This is a genomic window from Streptomyces sp. NPDC058008 (assembly GCF_042886395.1).
GTDB lineage: Bacteria > Actinomycetota > Actinomycetes > Streptomycetales > Streptomycetaceae > Streptomyces.
Window position 1 is genome coordinate 41,894 of sequence record NZ_JBHVQX010000044.1, and the last position, 18,821, is coordinate 60,714.

The following is an 18,821-nucleotide window of genomic DNA, read 5'->3' on the forward strand; positions in this document are numbered from 1 at the left end:
CTGCTAGCTTCCAGAAGTAGAATTCATTTCAGTTCGAGTTCGACATGGGAGGAGGGCCCCATGACGGTTGTCAATGACGTGGCGGCCGTGGACGCGCCCGCTCGCAAGGAGCTGCCACCGTCGATGGTCGAGCGGATGACGCTCATCATGGACGCGTTCACCGGCCGTACCACCAGGCTGTCCCTGGAGGACGTGGCACGCCGCACACACCTGCCCCGTTCCACCGCCCACCGGATCCTCGAACAGCTGGTCCGGCTGCGATGGCTCGAGCACACCCACTTCGGATACGGTCTCGGCCGCCGCGCGCTGGGACTCGGCGGTGGCGACGGAGCACACGCCGAGATCCGCGCGGTCGCCGCGGGAGGGCTGCACGAACTGCAGATGCGGACCGGCCTGGTGGTCCACCTGGCGGTGCTCGACGAGGGGCAGGTGCACTACCTCGACAAGGTGGGCGGCCGGTTCGCCGCCTCCGTCCCCTCGCACGTCGGCGGCCGCACCCCCGCCCACGCGACGGCGCTCGGCAAGGCGATGCTGGCCTGGCTGGAGCCCGAGGACGTCGAGGCCAGACTGGCCGACACCCTGGGCAGGCTGACCCAGCGCACCATCGCCGACCTGTCCACGCTGCACCAGGAACTGAACCGGATCAGGCAGCGCCGGGGCCTGGCCTTCGAGTGCGGCGAGTACTTCCCCGGCATCGCCTGCGTGGCGACGGCCGTACGCGGCCCGGAGGGCCCGGTGGCCGCGATCTCGCTGGCAGGCGAGGCACGCACCCCGCTGGAGCGGGTCGCGCCCCTCGTGGTCGACGCCGCCCGGCAGGTCTCGCGGGAACTCTTCCCCTGCATGCACGGCCTGGACCCCGCCGAGCGCACCGACCGCAACGGGAAGGCCCGCCGGGCCGCCACGGACCAGGAGGGGACCTGGTCGGCGCAGACCATGGACCGGCTGCTCGCGGCCGGCCAGAACGGCGACTGGCTGTAGGAACGACGGCCGGCCGCGTGACGTCCGACCGCACGACGGCGGGGCGAGCGGCCGGTTGAGCGCCCGACGGCGTGACGTCCCGCTGAGCGGCCGGTGTCCGGACGGCTGCCGACCACTGCCCGCAGGGCTGCCGGCGGTCGGCCGCGGCGCGACGACCGGCCGCACGGCGTGGAGGACCGGCGCCGTGCGGCCTGCCGGTCCGTCACCCCCAGAGGTCGCCCATGCCCCAGGTGAACCGGCCCGTCGGGAGGGCGGGCGGCGCGGCCGGGGCACCGTCGACTCCGAAACGCCCGCGGAAGAACAGCATCGGCCGCTGCTCCGCACTGGTCTCCGTCTCCAGCTCCAGGACCCGGCCGATCACCACGTCGTGATCACCGGCCGCGTGCACGGCGTACACCTCCGCGTGCGCGCGCATCAGCACGCCTCGCAGCGAGGGCGTACCCCAGGGCGACAGGTCCCAGCCCAGCCCCTCGTACTTCGCGCCCCGGCGGGAGCCGAAGCGCTCGCACAGACCTGCCTGCCCTTCGGCCAGCACGTTGACGCAGAACCTGCCCGAGGCCCTGATCCGGGGCCACGCCCGGCCGCGGTGGTCGGCGCAGAAGAGCACGAGCGGCGGTTCCAGTGACACGGACGCGAACGACTGGCAGGCGAACCCGACCGGTTCGTCCTCGCCGTCCAGCCCGGTGACCACGGTCACGCCGGTGGCGAACGAGCCCAGGGCCCGCCGCATCCCGTCCGGGGTGGGTGCCGCTCTGCCGAGGGTGTGGGGCACGGCGGGAGACTCTGCTCTCATCGGGTTTCACCTTCAAGGGGACGGCGCTGCGTCGCGCGGTGAGCGAACGGAGCCCGAAGGTAGGGCCGCACCCGACCGCGCACGACGGCGCTCCCGATGAGTGGAACCCGCCCCGGCCTCCCGGCACACCCGCCGCGACCCCCGCCCGAGCCACGCCGCGGCCGCCCGCACGTCCCGCTGATCGGGACGTTCCCCGCCCCGCCCCCACCCCGCTGGCTACGGTCCGGGCGTTGACCACAGGACGGCGAAGGCAGGAACGATGACGGAGCTGAGCCGTGAGTCCACCGCGCGTGAACTCACCACCGACCAGGGCGTACTGCGCTACCACGAGGCCGGTGACGGACCGCCGCTGGTGATGCTGCACGGCTCGGGGCCCGGAGTCACCGGCTGGCGCAACTACCGAGGCAACCTGGCCGCCTTCGCCGAGCACTTCCGCTGCCTGGTCCTGGAACTGCCCGGGTTCGGCGTCAGCGACCCCGCCGACGGGCACCCCATGGCCACCGCCCCGGCCGCCCTCGGCCGCTTCCTCGACGCCCTCGGCCTGGAACGGGCCGACCTCATCGGCAACTCCATGGGCGGCATCGTCGGCACCCGGTACGCGCTGGGCCACCCCGACCGCATCCGCCGGCTCGTCACGATCGGCGGCATGGGCCGCAACGTGTTCAGCCCCGGCCCCGGCGAGGGCATCAGGCTCCTTACCGAGTTCACCGACGATCCGACCCGCCTGGGCCTGATCCGCTGGCTGCGCTCCATGGTGTACGACCAGAGCCTGGTCACCGAGGAACTCGTCGAGGAACGCTGGCAGCTCGCCAACGACCCGCAGGCCCTGGCCAACGCCCGCATGATGTACGGCAGCGAGGCCTTCGCCGCCGGCACCGCCGCAGCGGCCGCCTCGGACCAGGCCCCGTACTGGGCGATGCTCCACCGGCTCAGGCCGAAGACCCTGATCACCTGGGGCCGGGACGACCGCGTCAGCCCCGTCGACATGTCCATCGTGCCGATGCGCACCATTCCCGACGCCGAACTGCACGTGTTCCCCGACTGCGGTCACTGGGTGATGATCGAGCAGAAGGCGGCCTGGGAGAGCGTCGTACTGGCCTTCCTGACCCGCAAGGAGTCGGCATGACCGGCACCCCCGCCCCCGCCCCCGCCCGGGAGCACGAGTTCGACTTCGTCATCGTCGGCAGCGGAGGCGGCGGCATGACCGCCGCGCTGGCCGCTGCCGATGCCGGACTGTCCACCGTCGTGGTCGAGAAGGGAACCATGTACGGCGGCACCACCGGCATCTCCGGCGGTGGCATCTGGATCCCCGGCAACCCCGTCCTGCGCGCCCGGGGACACGACGACAGCCGCGAGTCCATCCGCCGCTACCTCGACCTGCTCACCGAGGGCCGCGTCCCGGCCGCCCGCCTCGACGCCTACGTCGACGAGGGCCCCGCCACGGTGGAACTGCTCTGCCGCAGCCGGTGGATGCGCTTCTTCTGGACCAAGGGCTACTCCGACTACCACCCCGAGTACGAGGGCGGCCGCCCCATGGGCCGCTCCATCGAGGCGCTCCCGTTCGACACCCGCAAGCTCGGCGAGGACGAGAAGTACCAGCGGCCCAACAGCCTCAAGGGCCCCCTCGGCCTGTGGGTCACCGGCAAGGACTACCACGACCTGGCCATGGTCAAGCGGACGTGGCGCGGCCGGTGGGCCTCCGTCGTCGCCGCCTGGCGGGTCTCCTCCAACGTGATCCGCCGCCGCCACATGTCCACCGGCGGGCGCGCCCTCGTGGCCCGGATGCGCATGGCGCTCAAGGACGCCGGAGTGCCCCTGTGGCTGCGCACCCCGATGACCTCCCTCGTCACCGACGACAGCGGCCGGGTCACCGGCATCGTCGCCGAGCGCGACGGCAGGACCGTGCGCATCGGCGCCCGCCACGGCGTCCTGCTCGCCGCGGGCGGCTTCGACCACAACCAGCGGATGCGGGAGAAGTACCTGCCCGACGGCGGCAAGGAGAACTTCAGCGCCGGCGCGCGGGAGAACGTCGGCGACGGCATCCTCGCCGGACTGGAACTCGGCGCGGCCCTCGACTTCATGGACGACGCCTGGTGGATGCCGTCCGTGCGCCACCCCAAGGGCGTGACGATCCCCCTCGTCTCCGAGCGGTGCATCCCGCCGTCGCTGATCGTCTCCGCCACCGGCAAGCGGTTCACCAACGAGTCCTCGCCGTACACGAACTTCGTCCACGACCAGCTCGACGGCAAGCACGTCCCGGCCTGGTTTGTGATGGACACCAAGGCCCGCGCCCGCTACCCCTTCGCGCAGGTCCTGCCCGGGCTGCCCTTCCCCCGCGGGTTCTACGACGCAGGCCTCGTCCACAAGGCCGACACCATCGCGGAGCTGGCCCGCGCCATCGGCGTCCCGGAGGCGCAACTGGTTGCGACCGTCGAACGGTTCAACGGCTTCGCCCGCTCCGGCAAGGACACCGACTTCAACCGCGGTGACAGTGCCTACGACCGCTACTACGGCGACCCCACCCTGCCCAACCCCAACCTCGACGTGGTCGACAAGGCCCCCTACTACGCCGTGCGCATCGACGTCGGCGACCTCGGCACCAAGGGCGGCCTGGTCTGCGACGAGCACAGCCGGGTGCTGCGCGAGGACGGCGGCCACATCGAGGGCCTGTACGCGACCGGCAACACCTCCGCGTCCGTCATGGCCAACGAGTACGCCGGTCCGGGCGCCACCATCGGCCCGTCCATGGTCTTCGGCTACGTCGCCGCCCGGCACGCCGGCACCCGGCGCGCCCCGGGCACGGGCCGGGCCTGACCGCCCCCGTGCCGGTGAGCCGTACGAGCGAGGAAGCCGCGTGAGCGAGGAAGACGGAGGAACCATGGGGCGAGACACCCACCTCACGGTCCGTGTGGTCGAGGTGGTCCGCGAGACCGCCGACGCGCACTCACTGGTGCTCGAACCGGTCGACGCACCGGAGGGCGACGCCAGGTTCAGCTACCGGCCCGGCCAGTTCCTGACCGTCCGGGTGCCCACCGAACGTCCCGGGGGAGCCGCCCGCTGCTACTCGCTGTGCAGTTCCCCGCTGCGCGACGAGAAGCTGAGGATCACCGTCAAACGCACGGAGAACGGGTACGGCTCCAACTGGATCTGCGACCACGTCGCCGAGGGGGACACCCTCGACGTCCTGCGGCCCGCCGGCACCTTCACCCCCGACTCGCTCGACCAGGACTTCCTGCTCCTCGCGGCGGGCAGCGGCATCACCCCCGTGATGTCGATCCTCACGTCAGCCCTGCACTCCGGCACCGGGTCCGTCACCCTCCTCTACGCCAACCGCGACGAACGCTCGGTGATCTTCCGCGACGAACTCGTCGCACTGGCGGCGGAGTTCGGCGACCGGCTGACGGTGCTGCACTGGCTGGAGTCCGTACAGGGCCTGCCCACGGGACCCGGCCTGCGGGCCCTGGCCCGGCCCTGCACCGACCGGCAGGCGTTCATCTGCGGCCCCGGCCCCTTCATGGAACTGGCCACCGCCACCCTCACCGGCATGAGCGTGCCGGCGGACCGGATACGCGTCGAACGCTTCACCTCGCTGACCGGCGACCCGTTCGCCGCCCCCGACACCTCCGGCGACCCCGCCGACGGGCCCCCGGCCGAGGACGGCCCGGTCGGCGAGGTCGAGGTGGCCCTCGACGGCACCACCCGGACGCTCCCCTGGCCGTCCGGCCGCAAGCTGCTCGACGTGCTCCTCGCCGCCGGCCTCGAAGCTCCCTACTCCTGCCGGGAGGGCACCTGCGGCGCCTGCACCTGCCGGCTCGTCGAGGGCGAGGTGGCGATGGAACACAACGAGGTCCTCGACGACCGCGATGTCGCCGACGGATACGTCCTGGCCTGTCAGGCGCTCCCGCTCGGCGAACGCACCAGGATCACCTACGACGGATGAGACGGCCGGCCCGCGCCCCGACTCCCGCTCAGCGGGAGGGGACGGGCGGCCCGCCCGCCGCGCTGACACGTTGGGGAGCGCGCCCCGTGGGCGCCCGCGCGCCGACCCGTGACCGCACGACCACCACGCCCCGCGACCCCTCGATTCGGATGAGGTTCGAACAGTGACCAAGGCGACCGCCGCGATCGTCGGCTCCGGAAACATCGGCACCGACCTGATGTACAAACTGCTCCGGTCCGCGACGATCGAGCCACGCTGGATGATCGGTATCGACCCGCAGAGCCCCGGGCTCAAGCGCGCCGCCGAGGAAGGCCTGACGGCGAGCGCGGAGGGCGTGGACGCGCTGCTCGCCCAGGACGACCGGCCCGACCTGGTCTTCGAGGCGACCTCCGCCCACGTGCACAAGGCCAACGCCCCCAAGTACGCGGCGCTCGGCATCCAGGCCATCGACCTCACCCCCGCCGCGCTCGGCCCGGCCGTCGTCCCCGCCGTCAACCTCGGCGAGCACCTGGACGCCCCCGACGTCAGCCTGATCACCTGCGGGGGACAGGCCACCATCCCCATGGTGCACGCCGTCTCCCGGGTCACCGAGGTCTCCTACGCGGAGATCGTCGCCAGCGTCGCCTCGCCGTCCGCGGGACCCGGCACCCGCGCCAACATCGACGAGTTCACCCTCACCACCAGCCGGGGCATCGAGACCATCGGCGGCGCCGCCCGCGGCAAGGCCATCATCATCCTCAACCCGGCCGAACCGCCGATGCTGATGCAGGACACCGTGTTCTGCGCCATCCCCGCCGACGCCGACCGCACCGCCATCACCGAATCCGTCCACGAGATGGCACGCAGGGTCGCCTCGTACGTGCCCGGCTACCGGCTGCGCGCCGAGCCGCAGTTCGACGCCCCCGACACCGCCGGCGGTGGCCCCGCCCGGGTCGCGATCTTCCTGGAGGTGGAGGGCGCGGGCGACTTCCTGCCGCCGTACTCCGGGAACCTCGACATCATGACCGCCGCCGCCACCAAGGTCGGTGAGGGCTTCGCCCAGCGGATCATCGCCCGGCGCACCGCGTCCTGACCACCAAGGAGTCCTCCCCGTCATGCCCTTCAGCGCAGACCTCGACATCCGCGTCACCGACTCCTCGTTGCGGGACGGCTCGCACGCCAAGCAGCACCAGTTCACCGTCGAGGACGTACGGGCCGTCGTGTCCGCCCTCGACGACGCCGGGGTCCCCGTCATCGAGGTCGCCCACGGCGACGGCCTGGGCGGGTCCTCGTTCAACTACGGCTTCAGCCACACCCCCGAGCAGGAACTCATCAAGGAGGCGGTGAAGACCGCCCGGCAGGCGAAGATCGCCTTCCTGATGCTGCCCGGCCTCGGCACCCAGGACGACATCCGCGAGGCCGCCGACAACGGTGCCTCCCTCTGCCGCGTCGCCACCCACTGCACCGAGGCCGACATCGCCGTCCAGCACTTCGGGCTCGCCCGCGAACTGGGCCTGGAGACCGTCGGCTTCCTGATGATGGCCCACAGCACCCCGCCCGAGGCACTGGCCCGGCAGGCCCGGATCATGGCCGACGCCGGCTGCCAGTGCGTGTACGTGGTCGACTCCGCGGGCGCACTGGTCCTGGAAGGGGTCGGCGACCGCGTGGCCGCACTCGTCGCCGAACTCGGCGACGACGCCCAGGTCGGCTTCCACGGCCACGAGAACCTGGGACTCGGCGTCGCCAACTCGGTGTACGCCGTACGGGCCGGCGCCCTGCAGATCGACGGCTCCACCCGCCGCTTCGGCGCGGGCGCCGGCAACACACCCGTCGAGGCGTTCGCGGCCGTCGCCGAGAAGCTCGGCATCCGCACCGGCATCGACACCCCGAAGATCATCGACGCCGCCGAGGACATCGTCCTGCCCCTCATGGGCGGCGACCGGCTGCTCGACCGGATGTCGCTGACCATGGGCTACGCGGGTGTCTACTCCAGCTTCCTCTCGCACGCCGCCCGGCAGGCCGCCAAGTACGGCGTCTCCGGCACCGAACTCCTCCTGGAGGCCGGACGCCGCAAGCTCGTCGGAGGCCAGGAGGACCAGCTCATCGAGATCGCCGTCGGGCTCGCCGAGCGAGCCGGCACGGCCACGGACACCACCGGGCCCACGCCCGCGGGGAAGTGAGAGCAGCCATGGCCAATCCCGTACTCGACGCCGTCGCCGAACGCGCGGAGGAGATCAGCGCCCTGGGGCCCGCGAACGAGACCCTCGGCCGGCTGGACGACCGGACCGCCGCGGTGCTGCGGGAGACCGGAGCCGTCCGGATGCTCCAGCCGAAGAAGTACGGCGGCCTCGAGACGCACCCGCGTGACTTCGCCGAGACGGTCATGAAGATCGCCTCCTGCGACGGCTCGGCCGGCTGGGTCGCCGGCGTCGTCGGCGTCCACCCGTGGGAGATGGCGATGGCCGACCCCCGCGTCCAGGAGGAGATCTGGGGCGAGGACCAGGACACCTGGATCGCCTCCCCCTACGCCCCGATGGGCCTGCTGCGCCCCGTGGACGGCGGGTACGTCTTCAACGGCCACTGGCAGTTCTCCTCCGGCACCGACCACTGCGACTGGATCTTCCTCGGCGCGTTCCTCGCCGACGGGAAGGGCGAGCGGCTGAGCCCGCCGCGCTCCGTCCACGTGATCCTGCCCCGCTCCGACTACGAGATCGTCGCCGACTCCTGGGACGTGGTCGGCCTGCGCGGCACAGGCAGCAAGGACATCATCGTCAAGGACGCCTTCGTGCCGGAGCACCGCGTCATCGACTACAACAAGGTCGTCGACGGCAGCCTCGCCGGCGAGGCCGGTCTGACCAACCCGACGTACCGGCTGCCGTTCTCCGCGGCCTTCCCGCTCGGCATCACCTCCGCCGTCATCGGCATCTGCGAGGGCGCCCTCGCCCACCACCTCGCTCACCAGCGGGACCGCGTCCAGATCACCGGCACCGCGGTCCGCGACGACCCGTACGTCCTGTACGCGGTCAGCGAGGCCGCCGCCGAGATCGCCGCCTCCCGCGCCGCCCTGCTGGACAACATCAGCCGCCTGTACGACATGGTCGCGGCCGGCGAGCAGATCAGCTTCGACCGGCGGGCCGTCGGCCGCCGCACCCAGGCCCGCGCCGCCTGGCGCGCCGTGCGGGCGGTGGACGAGATCGTCGCCCGTTCCGGCGGGAACGCCATGCGGATGGCCAACCCCATCCAGCGTTTCTGGCGTGACGCCCACACCGGCCTCGCCCACGCCATCCATGTCACCGGAGCCGTCTTCCACGTCGCCGCGCTCACCCAGATCGGCGTGGAGCCCCCGCAGGGCCCGATGCGCTCGATGATCTGACACCGGCGGGACCACCACAGACAGGTAAGGACGGGACGAAGAACATGACGCACATCCGTGGACTCGGCTATCTCCGTGTCAGGACCCAGGACGTCACCCGCTGGCGCGAACTCACCGTGGAGGCCCTCGGTTTCGCCGAGGGAACCGGTCCCGACCCGGACGGCCTCTACCTCAGGATGGACGAGCGCCGGGCCCGGCTCGTCGTGCTGCCCGGGGACAGCGACCGGGCCGAGGCCATCGGCTGGGAGGTGCGCGACCAGTTCGCACTGGCCGAGGTCGCCCGCGCCGTCGAGGCCGCCGGCCTCCCGGTCAGGGAACTCACCTGGCAGGAGGCCGGTGAACTGGCCGTGGAGCGTGCCATCGCCTTCGAGGACCCCGCGGGCATGCGCGTCGAGGTGTTCTTCGGCCCCGTCCTCGACCACAGCCCCGTCCTCACCGGCCTCGGCCAGCGGTTCGTCACCGACGCCCAGGGCATGGGCCACGTCGTCCTGCCCACCACCCGCATGGCCGAGACCGTCACCTTCTACACCGAGGTCCTCGGCTTCCTGCCGCGCGGCGCGGTCAAGCTCAGCCACCAGGCACCGGACACCCCGCCGCGCCGGGTGCGCTTCATGGGCGTCAACCAACGCCACCACAGCCTGGCCCTGTGCCCGGCACCGCACGGCGAGGCGCCCGGCCTGGTCCACCTCATGGTCGAGGTCGACACCCTCGACGCCGTGGGCCGCGCCCTGGACAACGTGAACCGCCACGGCTTCCCGCTGTCCTCCACCCTGGGCCGCCACACCAACGACAAGATGGTCTCCTTCTACGTCCGCGCCCCCGGCGGCTGGGACCTGGAGTACGGCACCGACGGCCTCCTCGTCGACGAGAGCCATTACACCGCCGAGGAGATCACCGCCGACAGCTACTGGGGCCACGACTGGTCGGGATCCCAGCCGCTCGCGGCGTTCTCGCCGCCGGGGACGAGCGAGGAGCCGGGAACGCCGGACGGATCCGGCACGCCCGAGAAGCCCGTGCAGGGCGAATGACGCCGCCCCGGCCGGTCACCCCCGTCCGCGCCGCGTCCGTCACCCGCTACGACACCGAGGCCGACGTCCTCGTCGTGGGCTTCGGGTGCGCGGGCGCGGCGGCGGCCTTCGAGGCCGCCTCGGCCGGCGCGGACGTCCTGGTGCTGGAACGTGCCGGGGGGCCGGGCGGCTCCTCGGCACTCTCCGGCGGCGAGCTGTACCTCGGCGGCGGCACCCCCGTACAGGCGGCCTGCGGGTTCGAGGACACCGCCGACGACATGTTCGCCTACCTCTCGGCGGCCCTCGGGCCGCACGCCGACGAGGACAAGCTGCGTGCCTACTGCGACGGCAGCACCGAGCACTTCCAGTGGTTCGTGGACCGCGGGGTCCCCTTCGAGCACAGCCTGTGGGACGCCCCCGCCTGGATGCCGCCCACCCGTGACGGCCTGATGTGGCTGGGCGAGAACGCCTGGCCCTACGACACCCTCGCCCGGCCGGTGCCACGCGGACACCGCCCCGCCGTCGGACACTTCGGCGGCGGGCTCCTGATGGAGAGACTGGCCGCCGCCGCCCGCGAGGCCGGCGCCACCACCCACTCCGACACCCTGGCCACCGCCCTCCTCACGGACGACGACGGCCGGATCGTGGGTGTCACCGCCCGCCGCTACGGACAGGACCTGGCCGTGCGCGCCCGCCAGGGCGTCGTCCTGACCACCGGCGGGTTCGTCGACAACGAGGAGATGCTCACCGACCACGCCCCCGCCCTGCTCGGCCTCGGCAAGGTCAGCGACGGGCTGGACGACGGCAGCGGCATCCGGATGGCCTGCGCCGTGGGGGCGGCCACCCGGCGGATGGCGGCGGTGGAGATCGCCATGACCACGCTGCCCGCCCTGGCCGTGCGCGGCCTGCTCGTCAACGCCCACGGGCAGCGCTTCATCAACGAGGACGTCTACCCCGGCCTGTTCAGCACGGCGGCGTTCCTGACCCAGCCGGGCCCCTACTGGCTGATCGTCGACCAGGAGGGCTACGAGTCCGTGCCCGAGACGGAACGCTGGGGCGTGCTGCCCCGGTACGCCGACGAGAGCCTCGCCGGCCTCGAACGCGAACTCGGCATGCCGGAAGGTGCCTTGGAGACGGCAGTCGGCACCTACAACACGCACGCCGAACGGGGCGAGGACCCCTACTTCCACAAGAACCCGCGCTGGGTCAGGCCGCTGGAGCCGCCCTTCGCCGCCCTCGACCCGCGGCTCGGCTTCCACACCGGCGACCGCAAGAGCGCCGGTGCCGGGCCGGGCGCCGCCGGATTCACCCTGGGAGGCCTGCGCACCACCGTGGACGGTGCCGTGCTGGACGTTTCCGGTGCCGCAGTCCCCGGCCTGTACGCGGCCGGGCGAGCCACCTCCGGCATCCACGGACACGGCTACGTCAGCGGCACCTCCCTGGGCGACGGCACCTTCTTCGGCCGCAGAGCGGGCCGCTCGGCCGCGTGCTCCGCCCCGCGGCCCTCCCCACCCGCCCCGATCTCCGGCCCTGCTGTCCTGGTCTCCGGGCCCGCCTCCCCGGTCTCCGGTCCTGCTGTTCCGGTCTCTGGACCCGCCTCCCCGGCCTCCGGTCCTGCTGTTCCGGTCTCTGGACCCGCCTCCCCGGCCTCCGGTCCTGCTGTCCCGGTCTCCGGGCCCGACTCCCCGGTCTCTGGATCCGCCGCCCTGGTCTCCGAGCCCGACTCCCCGGTCTCCGAACCTGCCCCGAGTGCGGAGTGACCGCGCGGGGCAGGGTCGCCGCCGTGTCCCGCTGTCGTAGGACCGATGGGCCCTGACCCCTGGCCGGCCGCGGCGGCCTGTCCATCGTCCGAGATCCCGGAGGCTCGCGCCGCGAGTTCTCCGGGTGTTGCCGTGGAGGGCCCTGATGAACCGTTTCGAGGACACCGCCGTCCTGATCACCGGCGCAGCCTCCGGGATCGGTCGCGCCGCCGCGCTGCGACTCGCTTCGGAGGGCGCCGCCGTCTTCGCCGTCGACCGGTCCGGGGACGGACTGCGCGGGACCGCCGGCCTGCTGCCGCCCGGCACCGGACGGATCCACACCCATGTCGCCGACGTGTCCGACGAGAGCGCGGTGGTGGCCGCCGTGTCCCGTGCCGCCGAGACCATGGGCGGCATCGACGTCCTGGTCAACGTGGCCGGAGTGCACCGCACCACGCCCATCGACCGGCTCACCGTCGACGACCTGCGGTTCCTGTTCTCCGTCAACGTCGTCGGCACCGCGGTGTTCTGCCGCGAGGCGCTGCGCCATCTGCCCGACGGCACGGGCGTCATCGTCAACGTCGCCTCCTCGTCGGCGACTCACGGCAACCCCTTCATGAGCGCCTACTCCGCGACCAAGGGCGCGGTGCTGGCGTTCTCCCTGTCCCTGGCGTCCGAGATGTCGTACCGCCGCATCCGGGTCGTCCCCGTATCGCCCGGCACCGTCGCCACACCCCTGACCTCCCGGTCCGACATGCTTCCCGCAGACCTCGACACCAGCTACTACCGGCGCATCCGCGCGCCGTTCGGCACGGCTGACCCGCAGCAGATCGCGGGTGTCATCGCCTTCGCCGCCTCCCCGGACGCCGGATACCTCACCGGCGCGGAGATCCGGGCCGACGGCGGCTCCCACATCTGACGACACCGACGCAGGACCCACAGGAAGGCACAACCCATGACCACAACAGCACCCGCACAGCGCCGGGTCGCCGTCACCGGCGCCGCCTCGGGCATCGGCAGGGCGGTGGCCGCACTGCTGAAGGACCAGGGGGACGACGTGATCGGCGTCGACCTGAAGGACGCCGACGTGTGCGCCGACCTCGGTACCCCGGCGGGACGACAGGAAGCCGTCCGCGCCGTCCTCGAACGCAGCGGGGGAGTACTGGACGCCGTGATCGCCTGCGCCGGCATCTCCGCGCAGGTGCCCGCCACCATCGCCGTCAACTACTTCGGCGTCACCGAGATCCTCCAGGGCCTGCGCCCCGCCCTCGCCCGCGCCGACGCGCCCCGCGCCGCGTTCGTCGGTTCCATCGTCGGGACGAAGACCGGCGCCGACGACGTCGTCGGCGCCTGCCTCGCCGGTGACGAGCCGGCCGCGCTCGCCGCGGCCGCCGCCCTGGCGGAAGCGGGCGCGGGCCGCGCCCTCTACCCCGCCTCCAAGGCGGCGCTGGCCCGCTGGGTGCGCCGCACCGCTGTCAGCGACGCGTGGGCCGGCGCGGGCATCCCGCTGAACGCCGTCGGTCCCGGCGTGGTGCTCACCCCGATGCACGCCGCCGTGGCCGTCACCGAGGAGCAGCGCAGGATCGTCGCGCAGGCCGTGCCCATGCCGCTGAACGGCCCCGCCGAGCCCGAGGTCGTCGCGCGGGCCCTGCGCTGGCTGACCGGCGTGGAGAACACCCATGTGACCGGCCAGGTGCTGTACGTCGACGGAGGCGCCGAGGCTGTCCTGCGCGGCCCGGACCACGTCTGACCCGACGAGGCCGGTCGGGAGCGGTCCTGGCGGACCGGAACCGGACCGGCCGGCCAGGACCGGGCCGGGGCGCGCCCCGGCCCCCGCACGACAGGGGGCCGGACGGCTGGGCCGTACCCACTCAGTGGGACGGCCACTTGCTTTTGACCAGAATGAATTCTAGTTCTGTGGGTGGCGCAACCCAACAGGCGCCCCAGACGCATCCTCTCCGGCCCCTGGCGGGCCGCTTCACACCTACGGAGAACCATGGCCGAGGCCGTCATAGTCGAAGCCGCGCGCACGCCGGTGGGCCGGCGCCGCGGGGTCCTGTCGGGCCTGCACCCGGCCGAACTGCTGGGCCTGGCACAGAAGGGCCTGCTGGACCGGGCGGGCCTCGCACCCGAGCTGGTCGAGCAGGTCGTCGGCGGTTGTGTCACCCAGGCCGGCGAGCAGTCCAACAACGTCACCCGCACCGCGTGGCTGCACAGCGGTCTGCCGTACACGACCGCCTGCACCTCGGTCGACTGCGCCTGCGGTTCCTCGCAGCAGGCCGTGCACCTGATCCACGGGCTGATCACCGCGGGCACCATCGACGTGGGCATCGGCTGCGGCGTCGAGTCGATGAGCCGGGTCTTCCTCGGACAGGCGCAGACCCCCGGCACCGGCATCCCCGTACCGGAGACCTGGTCCCTGGACATGCCGGACCAGTTCAGCGCCGCCGAGCGGATCGCCCACCACCGCGGCATCACCCGCTCCGAGGCCGACGCCCTCGGGCTCGCCTCCCAGCGGAAGGCCGCCCGCGCCTGGGCGGAGGGCCGCTTCGCCGGACAGATCATCGACGTCGACGCCCCGGTCATGACCGCAGAGGGACCCAGCGGTGAGCGTGCCGTCGTCTCCCGTGACCAGGGCCTCAGGGACACCACCGCCGAAGGCCTCGCCGGGCTCAGGCCCGTGATCCCCGACGGCATCCACACCGCGGGCAACTCCTCCCAGATCAGCGACGGCGCCGCCGCCGTCCTGCTCATGAACAAGGAGCGCGCCGACAGTCTCGGACTGCGCGGCCGCGCCCGGATCATCGCCTCCACGATGGTCGGCGCCGACCCCTACTACCACCTCGACGGCCCCGTCGAAGCCACCCGCGAGGTCCTGAAGAAATCCGGGATGACCCTGGACGACATCGACCTCGTCGAGATCAACGAGGCGTTCGCGTCCGTGGTGCTCTCCTGGGCCCAGGTCCACAAGGCCGACATGGGCAAGGTCAACGTCAACGGCGGCGCCATCGCGCTCGGCCACGCGGTGGGCTCCACCGGCGCCCGGCTGATCACCCAGGCACTCCACGAGATGGAGCGTGCCGACAAGTCCACCGCGCTGATCACCATGTGCGCCGGCGGCGCGCACTCGACGGCGACGATCATCGAACGGATCTGAGACACCATGACCATCGGGCTGACCGAGGAACACCGTGACCTGCGCGACTCCGTACGCGCCTTCACCGGCCGGCACGTCACCGCGGACGTCCTGCGCAAGGCGGTCGACGCCGAGGACGAGACGCTTCCGCCGTACTGGCACGCCCTCGCCGGACAGGGCCTCCTCGGCCTCCACCTGCCCGAGGAGAACGGCGGAGCGGGCTACGGTCTCACCGAACTCGCCGTCGTGGTCGAGGAACTGGGGCGGTCCGTCACGCCCGGCCCGTTCCTGCCGACCACCCTCGCCGCGGCCGTCCTGCACCGTGCCGGACACGACACGTACCTGCCGGCCCTCGCCGACGGCACCCTCGTCGGCGCCGTCGGACTGCGCCCGGGCACCCTCACCCTGACCCGCCGGGACGACGGGACGGGCACACTCTCCGGCGAATCCGGCCTCGTCATCGGCGGCCACACCGCCGACCTCTTCGTCCTGCCCGCCGTGGACGGCGACACCGTCACCTGGGTCGTGCTGCCGCGCGCCGCGGTGGACACCGCCCACCGGCGCGGCCACGACCTGACCCGCCGCTCCTCCCTGGTGCGCGCCCGGAACACCGGTGTCCCGGCCGGCGACGTCCTGGCCGTCGACTCCCAGCTGCCCTTCGACCTGGCCGCGACCCTGTTCGCCGCGGAGTCATCCGGCCTAGCCGACTGGGCCGTCACCACCGCCGCCGACCACGCCCGCGTCCGCGAGCAGTTCGGCCGCCCCATCGGCCAGTTCCAGGGCGTCAAGCACCGCTGCGCGCGGATGCTCGCGCACGCCGAGCAGGCCCGCGCGTGCGCCTGGGACGCGGCCCGCGCAGGTGCCCCCGGCGCCGTCGAGGACCCCCGCGAGGCGTCACTGGCCGCCGCCGTCGCCGCCGCCACCGGCGTCGACGCGGGCTTCACGACCGCCAAGGACTGCATCCAGGTCCTCGGCGGCATCGGCTTCACCTGGGAGCACGACGCCCACCTCTACCTCCGCCGGGCCCAGACCCTGCGCATCGCCCTCGGCTCCGCAGCACGGTGGCGCCGCCGGGTCGCCCGGCTCACCCTGGACGGCGCCCGCCGCCGCCTCGGCGTCGAACTCCCGCCCACCGCCCAGGCCGTACGCGAAGAGGTCCGCGCCGAACTCGCCGCCGCGGCGAAGGCCGCCGAACGGCCCGCCTTCCTCGCCGACCGCGGCTACACCGCCCCGCACCTGCCCGCCCCCTGGGGCAAGGGCGCCGACGCCGTCACCCAGCTCGTCATCGCCGAGGAACTGCGCACGGCCGGCCTCAAGCCCGTCGACATGGTCATCGGCGGCTGGGTGGTGCCCACCCTCGTCGCCCACGGCGACGACGCCCAGCGCGAGAGGTTCCTGCGACCGAGCCTGCGCGGTGAGATCACCTGGTGCCAGCTCTTCAGCGAGCCCGGCGCCGGATCCGACCTCGCCGGGCTCACCACCCGCGCCGTCCGTACCGACGGCGGCTGGCGGATCACCGGGCAGAAGGTGTGGACCTCCGGGGCCCACGACTCCGACTGGGGCATCCTGCTCGCCCGCACCGACCCCGACGCGCCCAAGCACAAGGGCATCTCGTACTTCCTGCTCGACATGAACACGCCCGGCATCGACATCCGCCCGCTGCGGCAGATCACCGGCGAGGCCGAGTTCGACGAGGTCTTCCTCGACGACGTCCTCGTCCCCGACACCATGCTCGTGGGCGCCCCCGGCGACGGCTGGCGGCTCAGCCGCACCACCCTCGCCAACGAGCGCGTCGCCCTCTCCCACGACTCCTCGCTCGGCGCCGGAGGCGAGGCACTGCTCGACCTCGCGACCGCGGCCCCCGAGGACATGGACGACGAACGCCTCACCACCCTCGGCTCCATCCTCTGCGACGCCCAGGCCGGCGGACTCCTGGGCCTGCGCACCACTCTGCGCTCGGTCACCGGACAGCAGCCCGGCGCGGAGGCCAGCATCGCCAAACTGACCGGCGTGGAACACCTCCAGGAAGTGTGGGAGACCGCCGTGGACTGGCTCGGCGACGCAGCCCTCACCGGCGAGGGCCCCCGCCAGGACCCCACCTGGTGGTTCCTCAACTCCCGCTGCATGTCCATCGCGGGCGGCACGACCGAGGTCCAGCTCAACATCATCGCCGAGCGCATCCTCGGCCTGCCCCGCGACCCCGCCCCCGCCCCCAGGACCACCGGACAGAAGGCCCACGCATGACGATCGACCGTGCCAAGGCGCTCGGAGCGCCCCCCGCCGTCCAGGAGATCACCTGGACCACCCGGGACGTACTCCTGTACCACCTGAGCCTCGGAGCGGGCGCCGACGCCGCCACCGGACCGGAGCTCGGCCTCACCTACGAGCGCGGCCTGACGGTCCTGCCCACCTTCGCGATGGTCGCCGGCACCGGCATCTCCTCGGGCACCCACCCGGACCCGTCGTTCGAACTGCCCGGCATCGAGATCGACCTGCGCCGCATCCTCCACGCCGGCCAGGAACTGAGGATCCACCGCCCCCTCCCGGCAGCCGGCACGGCCACCCTCTCCTCCCACGTCGCCGAGGTCTGGGACAAGGGCAAGGCGGCCGTGATCGTACGGGAGTCCACGGCGACCGGGCCCGACGACGAGCCGCTGTGGACCAGCCGGACGCAGATCTGGGCCCGCGGCGCCGGCGGCTTCGGCGGCGAGCCCGGACCGCGGCCCGAGTGGAACGCGCCCGGCCGCGCCCCCGACACCGTCCTCGACACCCCGACCAGCCCCCAGCAGGCCCTGCTCTACCGCCTCAACGGCGACCTCAACCCCCTGCACGCCGACCCGGACTTCGCGAAGGCCGCCGGCTTCGACCGGCCCGTCCTGCACGGCCTCGCCTCCTACGGCCTGGTCGCCAAGGCCCTCGTCGGCGGGCTGCTCGACGGCGACGCGAGCAGGCTGACGGACCTGTCCGTACGGTTCGCGGGCGTCCTCTTCCCCGGCGAGACGGTGCGTACCTCCGTCTGGCGCGAGGACGACCGGCTCCTGCTGGCCGCGACCTGCCCGGAACGCGACGACGCCCCCGTACTCACCCACGCGACGGCGAGGATCACCGCATGACCGCCGAACACCCCACCCCCGCCCCCTCCGAGCGCGTCGCGAGACCCCGGCGGCTGGTCTCCACCGCCCACGACGAGGGCGTCGACGCGGCGACCGCCGCCGCCCGACGGCTGATCGACGCCCTGCTGCGGGCCGGCGACCACACGGACACCGACATGGCACACGTCACCAAGCAGCTCGACTCCCTCACCGGCCGGCTCACCGAGCGGGCCCCCGGCCTGGACGAGCGCCTGGTCACCATGTGGCAGGGCGAGGGCGTCACCCGGCACGACCCCGTCACCGGGCCCGAGAACGCCATCGCCCCGCCGCTGGAACTCGTCGGCGAGGAGGACGGCTCCGTGCAGGGCGTCGTCACCCTCGGCCTCGCCTACCAGGGCCCGCCCCGCTGCGCGCACGGCGGCGTGTCGGCCCTGCTGCTCGACCACACCCTGGGCGTCGCCAACCACTGGGCCGGCCTGTCCGGCATGACCGCCGAACTCACCCTGCGCTACCTGCGCCCCACCCCGCTCTTCGAGCCCCTGACGGTCACCGGCCGCCAGATCTCCGTGGACGGCAAGAAGATCCGGACCGTCGGCTCGATCACGGCGGGCGGCCTCGAATGCGTGACGGCCAGCGGCCTGTTCATCGCGAAGCAACTCCCGCGCCCGAGCTGATCCGCACCCCCGCACAACGAGCTCCCCGCCGCCCGACGGCACCACCGGCACCCCTCCCTGTCGGCACGGCGGGGGAGCGCACTCCGCATGGCACCGCCAGGCCTCCCGGG

General features: G+C 73.0%; 16 protein-coding genes. 15 read left to right on the forward strand and 1 reads right to left on the reverse strand.

Going from position 1 to position 18,821, the window contains the following annotated elements:
• Nucleotides 1–60 precede the first annotated feature (60 nt).
• On the forward strand, nt 61–978 hold the full coding sequence (locus ACFVS9_RS31570; protein WP_389937961.1) for an IclR family transcriptional regulator: 918 nt from the start codon (nt 61–63) through the stop codon (nt 976–978).
• A gap of 202 nt (nt 979–1,180) precedes the next feature.
• Here the strand turns inward: ACFVS9_RS31570 and ACFVS9_RS31575 are convergent, their stop codons facing one another.
• Nucleotides 1,181–1,771, reverse strand: coding sequence for a flavin reductase family protein (locus ACFVS9_RS31575; protein WP_389937964.1), 591 nt, complete (start codon nt 1,769–1,771; stop codon nt 1,181–1,183).
• 259 nt (nt 1,772–2,030) lie between these two features.
• Here ACFVS9_RS31575 and ACFVS9_RS31580 point away from each other — a divergent pair, with 259 nt between their 5' ends.
• From ACFVS9_RS31580 to ACFVS9_RS31645, 14 genes are all read left to right on the forward strand, one after another.
• Nucleotides 2,031–2,897 (forward strand): alpha/beta fold hydrolase, encoded by an 867-nt coding sequence (locus tag ACFVS9_RS31580; protein ID WP_389937967.1) that lies wholly within the window; start codon nt 2,031–2,033, stop codon nt 2,895–2,897.
• Nucleotides 2,894–4,585, forward strand: coding sequence for an FAD-binding protein (locus tag ACFVS9_RS31585; RefSeq protein ID WP_389937970.1), 1,692 nt, complete (start codon nt 2,894–2,896; stop codon nt 4,583–4,585). The genes ACFVS9_RS31580 and ACFVS9_RS31585 overlap by 4 nt, the downstream gene beginning before the upstream one ends.
• Before the next feature lie 40 nt (nt 4,586–4,625).
• Entirely contained in the window at nt 4,626–5,711 is a 1,086-nt protein-coding gene (locus ACFVS9_RS31590; protein ID WP_383117739.1) for a 2Fe-2S iron-sulfur cluster-binding protein, read from the forward strand.
• Nucleotides 5,712–5,874: 163 nt separating this feature from the next.
• Nucleotides 5,875–6,783 carry an acetaldehyde dehydrogenase (acetylating) gene (locus ACFVS9_RS31595; protein ID WP_383117740.1) on the forward strand — a complete coding sequence of 303 codons (909 nt, stop codon included), beginning with the start codon at nt 5,875–5,877 and terminating at the stop codon, nt 6,781–6,783.
• Nucleotides 6,784–6,805: 22 nt separating this feature from the next.
• Entirely contained in the window at nt 6,806–7,870 is a 1,065-nt protein-coding gene (dmpG, locus tag ACFVS9_RS31600; RefSeq protein ID WP_389937974.1) for a 4-hydroxy-2-oxovalerate aldolase, read from the forward strand.
• Between the two features lie 8 nt (nt 7,871–7,878).
• Entirely contained in the window at nt 7,879–9,063 is a 1,185-nt protein-coding gene (locus tag ACFVS9_RS31605) for an acyl-CoA dehydrogenase family protein (RefSeq protein ID WP_389937977.1), read from the forward strand.
• A 44-nt stretch (nt 9,064–9,107) separates the two neighbouring features.
• Nucleotides 9,108–10,091 carry a VOC family protein gene (locus tag ACFVS9_RS31610; RefSeq protein ID WP_389937980.1) on the forward strand — a complete coding sequence of 328 codons (984 nt, stop codon included), beginning with the start codon at nt 9,108–9,110 and terminating at the stop codon, nt 10,089–10,091.
• Nucleotides 10,088–11,830, forward strand: a complete 1,743-nt coding sequence (locus tag ACFVS9_RS31615; protein ID WP_389937983.1) for an FAD-binding protein — start codon at nt 10,088–10,090, stop codon at nt 11,828–11,830. The genes ACFVS9_RS31610 and ACFVS9_RS31615 overlap by 4 nt, the downstream gene beginning before the upstream one ends.
• A 145-nt stretch (nt 11,831–11,975) precedes the next feature.
• On the forward strand, nt 11,976–12,728 hold the full coding sequence (locus tag ACFVS9_RS31620; RefSeq protein WP_389937986.1) for an SDR family NAD(P)-dependent oxidoreductase: 753 nt from the start codon (nt 11,976–11,978) through the stop codon (nt 12,726–12,728).
• A gap of 36 nt (nt 12,729–12,764) precedes the next feature.
• Nucleotides 12,765–13,559, forward strand: a complete 795-nt coding sequence (locus ACFVS9_RS31625; RefSeq protein WP_389937989.1) for an SDR family oxidoreductase — start codon at nt 12,765–12,767, stop codon at nt 13,557–13,559.
• Nucleotides 13,560–13,805: 246 nt separating this feature from the next.
• Nucleotides 13,806–14,966 carry a steroid 3-ketoacyl-CoA thiolase gene (locus ACFVS9_RS31630; RefSeq protein ID WP_383117747.1) on the forward strand — a complete coding sequence of 387 codons (1,161 nt, stop codon included), beginning with the start codon at nt 13,806–13,808 and terminating at the stop codon, nt 14,964–14,966.
• A 6-nt stretch (nt 14,967–14,972) separates the two neighbouring features.
• Nucleotides 14,973–17,189, forward strand: coding sequence for an acyl-CoA dehydrogenase (locus ACFVS9_RS31635; RefSeq protein ID WP_389937994.1), 2,217 nt, complete (start codon nt 14,973–14,975; stop codon nt 17,187–17,189).
• Nucleotides 17,186–18,058 carry a MaoC/PaaZ C-terminal domain-containing protein gene (locus ACFVS9_RS31640; protein ID WP_389937997.1) on the forward strand — a complete coding sequence of 291 codons (873 nt, stop codon included), beginning with the start codon at nt 17,186–17,188 and terminating at the stop codon, nt 18,056–18,058. The genes ACFVS9_RS31635 and ACFVS9_RS31640 overlap by 4 nt, the downstream gene beginning before the upstream one ends.
• Complete coding sequence (locus tag ACFVS9_RS31645; RefSeq protein WP_389938000.1) at nt 18,055–18,711, forward strand: PaaI family thioesterase; 657 nt, start codon at nt 18,055–18,057, stop codon at nt 18,709–18,711. Before ACFVS9_RS31640 ends, ACFVS9_RS31645 begins: the two co-directional genes overlap by 4 nt.
• The last annotated feature ends 110 nt before the right edge of the window (nt 18,712–18,821 follow it).

What these genes read in the sequence shown, in the direction of transcription:
- ACFVS9_RS31570 (WP_389937961.1), top strand. Translation starts at nt 61, where the DNA reads ATGACGGTTGTCAATGACGTGGCGGCCGTGGACGCGCCCGCTCGCAAG.
- ACFVS9_RS31575 (WP_389937964.1), bottom strand. Translation starts at nt 1,771, where the DNA reads ATGAGAGCAGAGTCTCCCGCCGTGCCCCACACCCTCGGCAGAGCGGCA.
- ACFVS9_RS31580 (WP_389937967.1), top strand. Translation starts at nt 2,031, where the DNA reads ATGACGGAGCTGAGCCGTGAGTCCACCGCGCGTGAACTCACCACCGAC.
- ACFVS9_RS31585 (WP_389937970.1), top strand. Translation starts at nt 2,894, where the DNA reads ATGACCGGCACCCCCGCCCCCGCCCCCGCCCGGGAGCACGAGTTCGAC.
- dmpG (WP_389937974.1), top strand. Translation starts at nt 6,806, where the DNA reads ATGCCCTTCAGCGCAGACCTCGACATCCGCGTCACCGACTCCTCGTTG.
- ACFVS9_RS31605 (WP_389937977.1), top strand. Translation starts at nt 7,879, where the DNA reads ATGGCCAATCCCGTACTCGACGCCGTCGCCGAACGCGCGGAGGAGATC.
- ACFVS9_RS31610 (WP_389937980.1), top strand. Translation starts at nt 9,108, where the DNA reads ATGACGCACATCCGTGGACTCGGCTATCTCCGTGTCAGGACCCAGGAC.
- ACFVS9_RS31615 (WP_389937983.1), top strand. Translation starts at nt 10,088, where the DNA reads ATGACGCCGCCCCGGCCGGTCACCCCCGTCCGCGCCGCGTCCGTCACC.
- ACFVS9_RS31620 (WP_389937986.1), top strand. Translation starts at nt 11,976, where the DNA reads ATGAACCGTTTCGAGGACACCGCCGTCCTGATCACCGGCGCAGCCTCC.
- ACFVS9_RS31625 (WP_389937989.1), top strand. Translation starts at nt 12,765, where the DNA reads ATGACCACAACAGCACCCGCACAGCGCCGGGTCGCCGTCACCGGCGCC.
- ACFVS9_RS31630 (WP_383117747.1), top strand. Translation starts at nt 13,806, where the DNA reads ATGGCCGAGGCCGTCATAGTCGAAGCCGCGCGCACGCCGGTGGGCCGG.
- ACFVS9_RS31635 (WP_389937994.1), top strand. Translation starts at nt 14,973, where the DNA reads ATGACCATCGGGCTGACCGAGGAACACCGTGACCTGCGCGACTCCGTA.
- ACFVS9_RS31640 (WP_389937997.1), top strand. Translation starts at nt 17,186, where the DNA reads ATGACGATCGACCGTGCCAAGGCGCTCGGAGCGCCCCCCGCCGTCCAG.
- ACFVS9_RS31645 (WP_389938000.1), top strand. Translation starts at nt 18,055, where the DNA reads ATGACCGCCGAACACCCCACCCCCGCCCCCTCCGAGCGCGTCGCGAGA.